Origin of the sequence: Pseudoalteromonas sp. MQS005, assembly GCF_001661605.1 — a bacterium.
Taxonomy (GTDB): domain Bacteria; phylum Pseudomonadota; class Gammaproteobacteria; order Enterobacterales; family Alteromonadaceae; genus Pseudoalteromonas; species Pseudoalteromonas tetraodonis.
Genome location: NZ_LYRQ01000024.1, coordinates 1 through 14,264 on the forward strand (window position 1 = coordinate 1; position 14,264 = coordinate 14,264).

At 41.3% G+C, this 14,264-nt stretch carries 10 protein-coding genes; 8 read left to right on the forward strand and 2 right to left on the reverse strand.

The window, feature by feature from the left end:
• Positions 1–292 precede the first annotated feature (292 nt).
• The 5 genes from A9479_RS10000 (at position 293) to nagP (ending at position 7,512) form a co-directional block, all read left to right on the forward strand.
• Positions 293–2,983 (forward strand): family 20 glycosylhydrolase, encoded by a 2,691-nt coding sequence (locus A9479_RS10000; protein WP_064663336.1) that lies wholly within the window; start codon positions 293–295, stop codon positions 2,981–2,983.
• A 163-nt stretch (positions 2,984–3,146) separates the two neighbouring features.
• A complete protein-coding gene (nagK, locus tag A9479_RS10005) occupies positions 3,147–4,058 on the forward strand; it encodes an N-acetylglucosamine kinase (RefSeq protein WP_064663337.1) in 912 nt (303 codons plus the stop codon).
• Positions 4,058–5,056 (forward strand): glucosamine-6-phosphate deaminase NagB-II, encoded by a 999-nt coding sequence (gene nagB-II / locus A9479_RS10010; RefSeq protein WP_064663338.1) that lies wholly within the window; start codon positions 4,058–4,060, stop codon positions 5,054–5,056. The genes nagK and nagB-II overlap by 1 nt, the downstream gene beginning before the upstream one ends.
• Positions 5,057–6,184: an N-acetylglucosamine-6-phosphate deacetylase gene (gene nagA / locus A9479_RS10015; RefSeq protein WP_028834293.1), complete on the forward strand. Its 1,128-nt coding sequence runs from the start codon at positions 5,057–5,059 to the stop codon at positions 6,182–6,184.
• 32 nt (positions 6,185–6,216) lie between these two features.
• The gene (gene nagP / locus A9479_RS10020) at positions 6,217–7,512 is read left to right on the forward strand and encodes an N-acetylglucosamine MFS transporter NagP (protein ID WP_016899128.1); all 1,296 of its coding nucleotides are present in this window, start codon (positions 6,217–6,219) and stop codon (positions 7,510–7,512) included.
• Between the two features lie 55 nt (positions 7,513–7,567).
• Here the strand turns inward: nagP and A9479_RS10025 are convergent, their stop codons facing one another.
• Together A9479_RS10025 and A9479_RS10030 are read right to left on the reverse strand one after the other, a co-directional pair.
• Entirely contained in the window at positions 7,568–9,067 is a 1,500-nt protein-coding gene (locus tag A9479_RS10025; protein ID WP_064663339.1) for a DUF2235 domain-containing protein, read from the reverse strand.
• Between the two features lie 94 nt (positions 9,068–9,161).
• Positions 9,162–10,466, reverse strand: a complete 1,305-nt coding sequence (locus A9479_RS10030) for an NAD(P)/FAD-dependent oxidoreductase (protein WP_016899130.1) — start codon at positions 10,464–10,466, stop codon at positions 9,162–9,164.
• Positions 10,467–10,700: 234 nt separating this feature from the next.
• Between A9479_RS10030 and A9479_RS10035 the strand changes: the two genes are divergently transcribed.
• The 3 genes from A9479_RS10035 (at position 10,701) to A9479_RS10045 (ending at position 14,241) form a co-directional block, all read left to right on the forward strand.
• A complete protein-coding gene (locus A9479_RS10035; protein WP_064663340.1) occupies positions 10,701–12,641 on the forward strand; it encodes an ATP-dependent DNA helicase RecQ in 1,941 nt (646 codons plus the stop codon).
• Between the two features lie 107 nt (positions 12,642–12,748).
• Positions 12,749–13,822, forward strand: coding sequence for a porin (locus A9479_RS10040; protein ID WP_013462897.1), 1,074 nt, complete (start codon positions 12,749–12,751; stop codon positions 13,820–13,822).
• 11 nt (positions 13,823–13,833) lie between these two features.
• The gene (locus A9479_RS10045) at positions 13,834–14,241 is read left to right on the forward strand and encodes a substrate-binding domain-containing protein (protein ID WP_013462898.1); all 408 of its coding nucleotides are present in this window, start codon (positions 13,834–13,836) and stop codon (positions 14,239–14,241) included.
• Positions 14,242–14,264: the final 23 nt, after the last annotated feature.

Below are 14,264 nucleotides of genomic sequence, written 5' to 3' on the forward strand. Positions count from 1 at the left end.
TACAATAGTTTAAAAGAATGTTAAGCACATATATGTAAATTTTTTGTATCTTTTTTGCACTTCTGTGTAGCTATAAAAGAAAAAAAAGGATACATTAACAATTTGATGACAGCGTTGTCATAAGTTGGTGCGCGCTGTTAATTATTATTTAAACCCTAAGGTAGCGGATTGTGCGCGCTAAGGTAGCAATTGCTAGATGTGAATAGTGATTGATTTAAAAGTGGGATTAATTTAAGTATCTGAAAGAGATACTTGAGTGACTAAGTTAATAACAATAGAGGGAAAGTAGCGAATGAAGATTAAATCATTACTGACAGCATGCTGCTTAGCACTGGGTTTGAGTGCGTGTCAGGGCAATGTTGATGAACAAAATACGGTATCGGTTCAGCTAAGCCCTGCAAACGATAGCGCCGTAGAGTTACTTGCTAAAACCTTACAAATAAAATATCAGCAGGTTGATAACCGTCCATCAGCACAGTGCGATCCAGATATTGAAAACGGTCACTGTTTTAAAGCGTATTTACATTTAACCGCCAACTCGGCGATTAACGTTGACCAATGGAAAATTTACTTTAGTCAAATTACACCTATTCAAACGGCGATTAGCGATGAATTTACTATTAAACGCGTTAATGGCGACATTCATGTCATTGAGCTTAAAGACGGGTTTACTGGCTTTAAAGCGGGTGAGACTAAAACGATTACTTTTTATGCGCATTTTTGGTCATTATCGCAAAGCGACGCAATTCCTAATTATATAGTTGTTAATAATAATGACACCGCTAAAGTGATTGAAAGCACAAAACCTAAAATTGACCCAGAGACAGGGTTAGAGGTGTTGCCACATGTTATGCCTTACACCGATTATGAACGTCAGTTTAAGCGTACCGCGAATGATAAAACGCAGTGGCTTAGCGCTGAGCGCTTGTTTGAGCGCAATGAAAAATATGACTTTTCTGCTTATTTAACGTCGCAAAATCAAGTGAGCAATGTGATTGCTCAACAAATTATTCCGACCCCACGTTTTAGCGAATTTAGCCAAACTCAAACGCTAGATATAAGCCAAGGGCTTAATATTAACTACTCAGGAATAGATAAAACACACTTATCTGCCGCAACACAAAGGTTAGCACTACTAGGTATTAATATAAGCGATGATGCAGCGGCCATTAAGGTCACACTTAATACAGTAACTAAAAATGATGAATTTGAAGGCAGCTATAAGTTAGCGATTAAAGCTGATGAAATTGTGATTAATGCCGCTGATGAAACGGGCATTTTTTATGCTTTGCAAAGCTTAGCGAGTTTGTATCAGGTTAACAGTAATATGTTACCTGTGGGAGAGGTAATTGATGCACCGCATTATCAGTTTAGAGGGGTGTTGGTGGATGTTGCGCGTAACTTTCGCGACAAAGACTTTATTTTAAAGCTGCTTGATCAAATGGCGGCTTATAAACTTAATAAGCTGCATTTACATTTAGGTGATGATGAAGGTTGGCGTATAGAAATCCCATCACTTCCTGAACTTACGGATATAGGGGCGAAGCGTTGTTTTGATCAAAGCGAGCAACAATGTTTAATGCCACAGTTGGGCGCAGGGCTTGATACTTCAAGTGCAGCAAATGGCTATTATTCGGTGGCTGATTATCAAGAAATACTCAAAGCGGCGAGTGCGCGTCATATTCAAGTGATCCCATCACTTGATATGCCAGGGCATTCTCGCGCTGCAATTAAAGCCATGCAAGCGCGTTATAATAAATACATAAAACAAGGCGATAAACAAAAAGCCGAGCAGTTTTTACTTTATGATCCGCTTGATACAACCGTGTATTCGTCGGTACAGCACTATAACGACAATACAATTAATGTGTGTTTAGACTCATCGTATGCGTTTATTCGTGAAGTAATGGAACAGGTAAAAGGCATACACAGTGATGCACAGCATCCGTTAACCCGTTATCACATAGGCGCCGATGAAACCGCCGGAGCGTGGGTTGACTCACCAGCTTGTGCTGATTTTATTAAACAAAATAAGTTAGAAATTACTGAAGCGAGTCAGCTGGGCAGCTATTTTATTGAACGTATTGCGAATATGTTGGCTGATATGAATATTGAAACCGCTGCATGGAGCGATGGTTTATCGCATACTAATCCAGAGAATATGCCAGAGGTTGTACAAGGTAATAGCTGGGATTTATTAATGTGGAACGGCCATCAACGTGCCCATGAATTTGCTAATAGAAATTGGCAAGTGGTGCTCTCGTCGCCAGATGTGCTGTATTTTGACTTTCCGTATGAAGCAGACCCACAAGAGCACGGCTATTACTGGGCTTCAAGGCATATAAATACCGAAAAAATATTTCAGTTTATGCCAGATAATTTACCTATTCATGCTGAATTTTGGCTCGATAGAGAAGATAATCCTTATGTAGCTGATGACACGTTAAAGCATGATGAGCAAGGCAAGGTAGTATCAGCGCCTTTGGCAAAAGATAAACGCTTTATTGGTATTCAAGGGCAGTTATGGAGTGAAAATACGCGCACCAATAATATGGCCGAATATAAGCTCTTCCCACGGTTATTATCGTTGGCACAAAGAGCATGGCATAAGGCAGATTGGGCGGTTCCGTATGATCACAATGGCTTTGTTTATAGCCAACAAACAAATCGCTTTAGCTCAGCATTAAAACAGCAGCGCGATCAGCAATGGCAGACTTTTGCAGCCACAATGGGATTAAAAGAATTTCCTAAGCTAGAAATGGCTGATGTGCATTATCGTCTTGCAAATGCGGGCGCAAAAATTGAGAACGGCATGTTGTACGCCAATATTGCCTACCCTGGTTTGGTAATTGAATACAAACAAGGAAGCGGCCAATGGCAAACCTATAAACAACCCGTCAAAGTAACACAAGATGTATGGATTCGCTCTAAGACTCCATCAGCAAGTCGTGTAAGCAGAAAGCTCAAAGTAACGCACCGCTAAGGTGCGTTTTCCTTTAAATTATTGAAGATGAAAGAAGTTATTTATTTGTAAATAAAAGTAATGACAACGCTGTCATTTGTGCTAGTATAAGATTCATACAGTATGACAGTCCGGTTTTATTTTCAGTGTTTTGCAAAACGGTCGAACAAATTAAGAGGCAATAATGATCACCAACAATATTAATAACAATGAACTCTTTGTGGGGATCGATGGCGGTGGCACTAAATGTAAAGCAATTATCGTCAATAGCTGTAATGAAATAGTAGGCACCGGTGTGGCAGGCCCTGGTAACCCGTTACATGGATTTAGCCAAGCAACGCATTCCATTGAGCAATCAGCGCGTTTAGCCTTGCAAGATGCAGGACTCAAAGAGACGTCTTTATCTGCATTAATCGCAGGGGTTGGCCTGGCGGGAGTTAACTTACCAAGTTTGCATAATCAAATGACCCAGTGGCAACACCCATTTAAAACTATGCATTTAACGACTGATTTACTCATTGCTTGTATGGGCGCTCATCAAGGTAGTGATGGCGCAGTGATGATTGCAGGTACTGGCTCGTGTGGATTTTCATACGTTAATGGTCAATCGTTTATGATTGGTGGTCATGGTTTCCCACACGGTGATAAAGGCAGCGGTGCATGGATAGGCTTTACTGCTTGTCAGCAGGTGTTGTTAAGCCTAGACAAGTTAATCCCAAGTGGTGCGCTTACTAATTTGATTATGAAGTATTTAGAAGTGCGTGATGCAATGCAACTAGTTGAAGTGATTGCGAATAAACCAGCCGCCTTTTTTGCGCAACTTGCAGGTTGTGTTTTTCAATCAGCACAAGCAAACGATGCCATTGCGATTGCCATTTTAAAAGAAGGTGGCGCGTACTTAAGCGATATTGCACGTCAACTATTAGATAAAAACCCACCAAGGCTTTCGTTTATTGGTGGCTTATCAGCCGTGATGACAACATGGTTAGATCCAGACATTCAAGCTATTTTATCAGCCCCATTATCGTCACCAGAAATGGGGTCTGTACTTTACGCTAAACAACAGCACGTTAATTACAGCAGCCAGGAGTTATGATGTTTAACACCCTAATGGAAAAAGAAGCGGCGCAAACGCCAAATGTTATTGAAAAGCAAATTATTGCCAACCAACCTTTAGTGGAAAAAATTGGTCATAAGCTTCGCGATATGGCCCCTAAGGTGGTGATGATGATTGGTCGCGGTTCATCAGATCATGCTGGCGTTTTTGGTAAGTACTTAATTGAAATTGAAGCAGGTGTACCGGTCAGTTCAGCAGCGCCATCAGTGGCGAGTGTATATAGTAAAACATTAAAGCTTGAAGGCGCTGTGGTGATTGTAATTTCTCAATCAGGACGCAGCCCAGATATTCTCGCTCAAGCAAAAATGGCGAAAGAGGCGGGCGCTTATTGTATTGCACTGGTTAACGATGAAGCGTCACCATTGCAAGACATAGTAGATGATTTTGTACCCCTTAAAGCCGGTGATGAAATTTCGGTGGCGGCAACAAAAAGTTACCTAGCAACGTTATCAGCCCTGGTGCATATTGTTGCTAATTGGACGCAAAATGAGTCATTATTACAAGGGCTTAAAGAGCTGCCTAGCGCGCTTGATGCAATGATAGACTCGCCAACTCAGTTACAACCTACTGAGTTTGCAAACATTAAGAATATGGTGGTATTAGCCCGTGGTTTAGGGTTTTCTATCTCAAAAGAAATGGCACTTAAGCTTAAAGAAGTGTGTGCTATTCATGCTGAGTCATTCAGTAGTGCAGAATTTTTACATGGTCCGGTAACCTTAGTTGAGCAAGGGTTAGTGATTTTAGATTGCTCGGTTGATGATGAAACTAAAGAGTCACATCAGCAGCAAATTGCTGAGGTTAAAAAACGCGGTGCACACGTGATTAGCCTTAATCAAAACGGTATTAACGTACACCCTCGATTAGCGCCATTTTTAGTATTGCAGCGTTTTTATCTTGATGTGGCAAAAGTAGCGTTAAGCCGTGGTTTTAATCCTGATGAGCCTAAGGGGCTTAAAAAAGTAACAAGGACATTATAAATGTCAGTAAAACGTATTCATGTAGCAGAACTATTTGATGGCGAGCAATTTGTTAACGACAAAGTGTTGAGCATTGATGCGGGTATTATTACGGCAATAGATGATAACGTGCAACAGGCAGATGAGCACCTAACGGGGTTAGTTGCGCCAGGCTTTATTGACGTGCAAGTAAATGGTGGCGGTGGTGTATTGTTTAATCGTACTAGCAGTGTTGCTGGGGTTAAACAAATGCTGCTGGCACATGCCAAGTATGGCACAACTGCCATGTTGCCGACTTTAATTACTGACACGGTTGAAGTGATGCACCAAGCAGCCGATGTCATTGCTGATGCTATTGCTTTGCAGACTCCCGGTATTATTGGTATTCACTTTGAAGGCCCGCACTTATCTGTTGCAAAAAAAGGCGCTCATAGCGCTGATTATATTCGCCCTATTTCTGAACAAGAATGGCAGGTATTATCTCGCCAAGATTTAGGTAAAGTGGTGGTAACAGTTGCACCTGAAAATGTTCTGCCAAGTGATATCGCTAAAATGCGTGAGGTAGGCATACACGTTTGTTTAGGTCATACCAATGCAAGCTTTGCTCAAGCTCAGCGCGCGGTTGATGCTGGCGCAACCGGATTTACGCATTTATATAATGCTATGTCGCCATTACAGGGGCGTGAGCCAGGTGTTGTAGGCTGTGCATTATTAAACGATGACACCTATTGCGGCCTAATTGTTGATGGGCATCATGTTGATTACGCTGCATGTCAGCTTGCGTTAAAAGCAAAGCCAATGGGTCGTGTTTTTTTAGTCACTGATGCGATGCCACCAGTGGGTACGAATGACACCGAATTTGCTTTTTTTGACCGTACCGTCACCTTAGATAATGGTAAGCTCACCTCTACTACGGGTGAACTGGCAGGATCTGCGCTTGATATGGCAACCGCAGTAAGAAATACAGTAACCCATTTAAAGCAGCCATTAGCGCAAGCGCTTAATATGGCAAGTTTATATCCTGCTCAGTATTTACAGTTGCCCGCCACACACGGGCGATTAATACCGGGCAGTCCAGCAGATTTTGTACAATTAAACACACAACAACAAGTCATTAGCACGTGGATTGGCGGCGCTCAGGTTTGTTAACAACATAATAAATATAAATAAAGGAAAATAACATGACAACCAATGTTATGGATACGTCCAAAAATAGTAGCGTGGTCCCTATGGCCATTGTTGCGGTATTATTTTTTATACTGGGCTTTGCTACTTGGCTAAATGGCTCATTAATGCCGTATTTAAGTCAAATTTTACAGTTAACTCCGTTTCAAGGGTCGTTAATTTTATTTTCCTTTTATATTGCCGTCACCTTTACTGCGCTTCCCTCGGCCGTGTTAATTAAAAAAGTTGGCTATAAGAACGGGATGGCGCTTGGCATGGGGTGTATGATGTTAGCGGGTTTACTGTTCATTCCTGCTGCTATGTCACAGTTTTTTCCTCTGTTTTTATTAGCCCAGTTGGTGATGGGGGCAGGTCAAACTCTATTACAAACTGCGGTTAACCCGTACGTAGTGCGTTTAGGGCCAGAAGAGTCGGCTGCTGTGCGTATTAGTATTATGGGTATTTTAAATAAAGGCGCAGGGGTTATTTCTCCGATGGTATTTACGGCCTTAATTTTAAGCAACTTTACCGGTACGGTAGGCACAGAGCTTAGCCAAGAGCAAGTTGATGATATGGCCAACGGCCTTATTTTACCTTACTTAGGCATGGCCATATTTATTGGTTTATTAGCTTTTGCGGTTAAAAAGTCGCCGCTACCTGAACTTATTAATGATGAAGTTGACGCAATAAACGATAAGGGTGAAATTCGTGAAACACTATCTCATCCAAACTTAGTGTTAGGCGCTATTGCGATATTCTTGTACGTGGCGGTTGAGGTTATTGCAGGCGATACCATAGGTACTTTTGCACTATCGCTGGGAGTCGAAAAATATGGGGTAATGACTTCATACACTATGATGTTTATGGTGTTTGGTTATATTTTAGGTATTTTACTTATCCCTAAATTTATTTCTCAGCAGAGCGCTTTAACCGCATCGGCTGTATTAGGGATTGTTATTACATTATGTATTTTACTGCTTGATGCACAGTCGTTTGTTATTGCCAATGCGCTATTGGTGCCTTTAGGCGGCGCTAATTTGCCTGATGTTTTACTGCTGATTGCCTTTTTAGGCTTAGCAAACGCGATTGTTTGGCCTGCGGTGTTCCCACTAGCATTATCAGGATTGGGTAAACTTACTAGTACTGGTTCTGCGCTTTTAATCATGGGGATTGCCGGAGGTGCATTTGGTCCCGTTTTATGGGGGCTACTGAGTGGCTTTACCTCGTTACAAACAGGCTACTCGGTGTTGTTACCTTGTTATCTATTCATATTATTTTATGCCGTGAAAGGCCATAAAATGAAAAAGCAATAACCTCCACCAGCTATCCCTAGCTCAGTGCACTTTGCAGTATAAAGTGCACTGATTATCAGCTTAATCGCGTTACTTTAAGTTTTATCCTACCGGCATTCGCACCATAAAAACGACTTAAATCATTAGCGAATGGGCAAAATTCTCCTGATTTTTTAATGGTTATTTCAACGCCTTCGGCAATTTCAAAGGCATGTTCATCGCTTTGACCAATCGTGCCGATTAAACTAAACCACTGCGCTGTAGCTAAACGTCTAAATGGCTCAAGTAATGCCATGGGGATTTCTTTAACGCCGAGTTGCACGTTATCGCGATGCCACCCAGAAGGAGAGCACTTTATACCATCGTCATACCAATATTGATTAGGATAAGGTGTAAAACGGTAGGTCGCACCTTGGGCAAGCATTAAGCCGGTGGCGTTGTAGGCTTCACTGGCATATACCATCACATCTTGGCTTTGGTTTATGCTAAGTAAACTCATATTTTGGTTGGCTAGCATTATATGGGCACTGAGTCCCATAAAGTTTAACGTGCTGTCGTCGCTGTAAATCATTTTATAATGTAAGTTTTTTAACGATTCGGGGCGATAGCTGGTTAGTTTATTAATTCGCTGTGCAACACTGTGATGTATTAATGGGGCGACGTGGCTGATTTCATCGTCAATTAATACACAGCACTGCCTATCAACAAGTTTAAAAAATGGGTTTAGCCAAAAGTAATTTTGCTGATGACTTAACGCCAGTGGATCGGGAATAACAGTCACATCGTCTTGGGCAACTAAGTTACTCTCAGGTAAAAGGTTTTCGTAATCGATGTCATGACTGGTTAGCAATGAAACTGACAGTGGCTGAGCAATAAGCCACTCAAGTGCATAACGCAAGCAAATATCGGCAAGTCCATCGCGATAGTAGCCGCCTCCCACATCGGAATGGGCTCCTGCAAACCACAGCTCGGTAATGTTAGCTTGCTGGTTCATTAACGTCGGTTCAAAGGCGCGACGTTTTTCATCAAGCGCTACACAGTGCAGCGCCTCAGAGACATTACTGGCAATGGTGTGATTTTCAAAAATAACATGCTCTGCACCCCAAGTGGCTTTACTCACCTTTGACATGCCAATCGAGGCCACTGTATCAAACACACATAAATACACCTTTTCATGTATGAGTGGCTCTAAGTACTTTGCAAATCGCCGCGCTAATGCAGCGCCTCTGCTAAAGCCGGTAAGTAGGAGGGTATCGCCGCTTTGGTAATGCTGTTTAAAATCATTAATAGCTTGATTTAAAATGCTGGCTACATCGTCTGAACGTGGGGCGAGTGCTTGATTTAAAATTCGTTTTAAACGACTACCTTTAGTGCCTATGCCTTGGTAATAAAAACTTAACTGTTTGGAAAATGGGGTGGTGGGAGAATCATCAAGTTTACCACCGAGCAATAAGTGTAGTTTTAAAATATTAGAAATACTGGCGTCTTCTTTAAAATGCTCTGTACTAAACTGATCTGCGTCTCGGGGTTCACTGCCGGTACCATCAAAATTAAAAATAAGCGTTTTATCCGACATAGCCTGTTTCCTTAAAATTTTTGTGTACTTTATATAGCTAATATTAAAAATTAAAGACAGTGGTAACTTAAATTACCACTGTCTTTAATTTTGGCTAGTGCAGCTTCATTTTAGGACGCACAACACGCAGCACTTTTTCGCTGATCCACAAAGCAAAGGTTTTGGCACTGCCATGAATAGCGCGCTGATGCATTCTATATAATGAAATATACATAAAGCGGGCAATTTTACCTTCAATAAAAAAGCTATTACTGGTTAGGTTACCCATTAAGCTGCCTACTGTGCTGTAGCGCGATAAATTAACCAGTGAGCCATGGTCATTATACTCGAATTTTTTAAGGGGCTGCTCACGTAATGTGGCGATTAAGTTTTTTTCAACGCATTGTGCCATTTGATGTGCCGATTGTGCGCGTGGCGGCACTTGCGTACCATCATCTTGCGTAAACGCGCAGCAATCACCGAGCACATATATTTGTGGGTCAAGGTTGCTTTGTAAGTACTCGTTTACTTTTATTTGGTTATTACGAGTCAGCTCAAAAATACCCAGCTCTTTAATAAAGTCAGGTGCTTTTACGCCCGCCGCCCACACCATAATATCCGCATTTATTTGCTCATCATCATTGGTGATAAAGCCATGTTCGGTTGCTTGTTTAACTTGGGTATTTTCCCGAACGGTGACGCCTAATCTTAATAACTCACGCTTGGCCGAACTGGCAATTCGCTCAGACAGCGCCGGAAGAATCCTGGGGCCCGCTTCAATCAGATGAATATGTAAACGCTTAGCCGACATATTGGTTAAACCGTATATTTTTAGTAAATCAGAAACATGATACAGCTCAGCCGAGAGCTCAACCCCAGTTGCTCCACCGCCAACAATGGCGATGTTTAATGAGTGTAATGGGTCATCGTCTTGATGAAGGCGAGTAAAGTTATCCAGCAGCGCGTGTTGAAAGCGCTCTGCTTGTTGATTTGAATCTAGGTAAAAACAATGCTCTTTAATGCCTGGCGTATTAAAGTCGTTACTCACACTGCCAATAGCAATAACTAAATGATCATAGTGAACGGTGCGTTTAGGTAAAATTTGATGCCCTAACTCGTCATATAGAGGGCTTAAGGTGATGGTTTTATTGTTGTTATCGAGGTTGCAAAAGGTACCAAGTTGAAAGTTATAGTGGTGTTTGGCAGCATGCGCGGAGTAAACAACCCCATCTAAATCGGCATCAATAGAGCCAGTTGCAACCTCGTGCAATAACGGTTTCCATATATGAGTGCGATTTTTATCGATGAGTAATATATTTGCGTGTTTTTTCTTTCCTAATTTGTGCCCTAATTGAGTTGCTAGCTCCAGCCCACCAGCGCCACCGCCGATGATGACGATTTTTGGTATGGTTATATCCATGACTATGCCCTTAAAAATAATATACCGAAGCAATTTCTGTACGTTGATTTTTAAAATGACTTGGGTATCAAAAAATTATTTTGGCAAAGCACGTTTTTATGGGGCTATAGTGTGCGCCTAATTAAAGGATATGTCAGCAATAAATCACGTCATTTGATGTATACTGATATGCAAATATTTCATCTACTGCGCATTTACAGCATTTATGGGCACCGACATAAAAAGGACGCTTTTATGAGTACCTCGCTAGTTCAGTCTCTTGAGCAACATTTTGGTTTTAATCAGTTTAGAGCAGGGCAACAACAAACCATAGAGCAGCTGCTAAATGGCCAATCATCACTGGCAATATTTCCTACAGGATCGGGTAAGTCGTTGTGCTATCAACTCACTGCGTTACATTTACCGCATTTAACGCTGGTGGTATCGCCGTTATTGGCCTTGATGAAAGATCAAATTAGCTTTTTAAATAGCAAAGGAATCTATGCCGCCAGCCTCGACTCAAACCAAGACCAAATGCAAAGTAGCACTGTAATGAACGACGTACGAAGTGGTAAAGTTAAAGTGTTAATGGTGTCGGTTGAGCGCTTTAAAAACGAACGCTTTAGGGAGTTTATAAGCCAAGTGGCGCTTTCTATGTTGGTTGTTGACGAAGCGCATTGTATATCTGAATGGGGGCATAACTTTAGACCCGATTACTTAAAATTACCTCGTTACCGTGAAGAGCTAAATATTCCGTTAGTGCTACTATTAACCGCTACCGCCACTAAAAAAGTAAAACGCGATATGGCCGAGCGCTTTGCTATTGAGCCACAATGTATTGTGCAAACGGGGTTTTATCGCGCTAATTTAGATTTAAATGTGCTGAGTGTTAAAACGGCGGATAAAAACAATGAGCTTACTAAAATTGTCCGTGCGCAAACCGGCCCCGGTATTGTGTATGTCACGCTGCAGCAAAGTGCTGAGCAAGTGGCCAATATGTTAAGCGCGCAGGGCCTGCAAGCAGTGGCGTATCATGCAGGGCTTGAAGATACCCTACGCGGGCAAATTCAAGACGATTTTATGGCAGGCAAAATAAATGTAGTGGTTGCTACCATTGCCTTTGGTATGGGGGTTGATAAATCAGACATACGCTTTGTAATTCACTACGATTTACCTAAATCAATAGAAAACTACAGCCAAGAAATTGGCCGCGCAGGGCGTGACGGCAACCCATCAAATTGTTATACCCTGGCTAATTTAGATGGCTTAAATACAGTAGAAAACTTTATTTACGGCGATACTCCAGAGCTCAGCGGTATTGAATATGTTATTAACGATATTCGGCAAGCTCAACAGCAATGGGAAATGCAAGAATATAGCCTTTCAAGCGAGAGTAATATTCGCCAACTTGCCCTTAAAACCTTGCTGGTACAGCTTGAAATGCAAGGCGCAATAACCCCGCAGTATGCTTATTATGCCGATTTTAAGTATAAATTTTTGGTTGATAAAAATGAGTTACTTAGCCAGTTTGATGAGCAGCGCCAAGCTTTTTTAACACAAATATTTAGTCATACCGACTTTAAAAAAATATGGGGCACACTTAATTTTGACTCCCTAACGCAAGCCGCGCAGGTTGACCGTAAACGTGTGGTAGCCGCGCTTGACTATTTGGCTGAAAAAAACCTTATCACCCTTGAAACCAAACGTATTACTCACGTGTACAAAGTGCATAGCGAGGTGATTAATAATCCTGCACTTGCCCAGCAGTTACACGATTATTTTACTGATAAAGAGCAAGCGGAAATAAAACGGATTGCTGCTTTAGTACGCTTTTTTGAGCTGCAATCTTGCTTAAGCTATAACTTAGCCCGTTACTTTGATGATGCGAATGCGCCACAGCAGTGTGGACATTGCTCGGTGTGTCGTGGGCATTCAGTTAAGCTTGAATATTCAATTCCCCCTGCAACGATTGATACAGCGCTTATTTATCAAAAGGTCGATGAGTTTTTAGCGCACATGGCAACTAAAGGTGTACACAATGTAGGTATTGAAACCCAATGCCGGTTTTTAGCGGGAATGAGCGTGCCACTGTTTGCGCGTAATAAAGTACGTCAACTAAGTGGTTTTGCACTGTGCGAGCAACAGCGCTACAGCGAAATTAAAGGGACATTGCTATCAAGGTCGATTGCTAAATAATATTAGAAATCAGTATAAAAATAAAAGAGTGTTAATTTTTTGTTTCTTTTTCTTGCTTTACTATACTCAATTTGGCTATGACAGCCATTATAATAATGAGGTGATCAATGAAACTGCAAAAAATTATACTATTGGGAGCATTTATATCAGCAAGTAGTTATGCTGAAATTAATATTTCGGGTTTTGCAAGTATTAATGCAGGTAAGGTACTGAGCGGTACAGGTGTCCCGCAATATGGCGTTGAACCAACATTTCTTGCGGACTATCCAAATGTTAGTGCATACACTGAAGATTTATCCTTTTCGCCAGAGTCTTTGATTGGATTACAGGTATCAGGCGATTTGGGTGAAGGTCTTTCTGTAACAGGTCAGCTAGTTGCCAGAGGAGTCAACGACTTTGAGGCAAACTTTGAATGGGCTTATATTTCTTACGATATTAATGATAATTGGACTATTCAAGCAGGTAAGAAGCGTTTACCACTATTTTACTACTCAGACTTTTTCGATGTAGGTTATGCATATGTATGGATGCGAGCCCCTGCAGATAACTATACATGGCAAGTATTTAACTACGAGGGAGTTAATTTACTCTACTCAGGTTCTATAGGTGACTGGGGAGTGTCTGCGAATATTTATACCGGTAAAGAGGACGATGACGATAACAAGCTATTATCAGACTTCTTCTTTCAAGAGCCAACAAGAGAAATTTGGGAAGATATGTTAGGCGGCGTACTGTTACTAAATCGTGACTGGCTCGAACTAAGAGTGACCCACATGCAATACACCAACAAGCGTTTTCGTGCGGGTGAACCGGTTTTGTGGGACGGCAAAGATAGCAGAGATGGTAAATTTTATGGTTTAGCTGCAAATCTTGATTTTGGTGATTTTTTCGTTTTAAGTGAGCTTAACCGCTTAGACTTAGATGGTAATCTCGACACTTATATGATCAGTGCGGGCTATCGTTTTGACTCTATTACACCTTATGTCATGTTTTCAGACTTCGAACAAGAAGGTGAAGGTGATACAGAGCAGCATAATACATTTGCTGTTGGTGTGAGGTGGGACTTTCATCCGTCAGCTGCATTTAAAGTGCAATACGATAGAGTCAAAGATGACTCGTTTGATTTAGCTGTGGCCGGTGATAGTAAAGCTATCACGCTTGGTGTCGATGTTGTATTTTAAGGAGAAGTAAAATGAAAAAATTAATATTAAGTGTAATATTCCTGTTTACGAACTTCGCCTATGCAGATTTTGCTATTATCGTGCATCCTTCAAATGAAAGTAGCTTTGATGAGTCTGTTATCAGCCGAATTTATACAGGAAAAGAAAAGTCATTTAGCAATGGCAATAAGATCATTCCAATATCTCAAGAACCAAGTAGTGCTGCAACCGAGCAATTTAATAGTAAATTACTTAATAAAACGTCTTCTCAGTTAAAAGCATATTGGTCAAAACTAATTTTCACAGGAAAGGGCACACCACCTAAAGAGTTAGAAAATGACAGTGAAGTAATCAAAATGGTCGCAGCTAACCCTGACACCATTGGCTTTGTCTCTTCATCAGCTGTATCGGATAACGTTAAAGTGGTTTTCAATTTTTAATCTTAAATAAGCGTGCTGGTTAA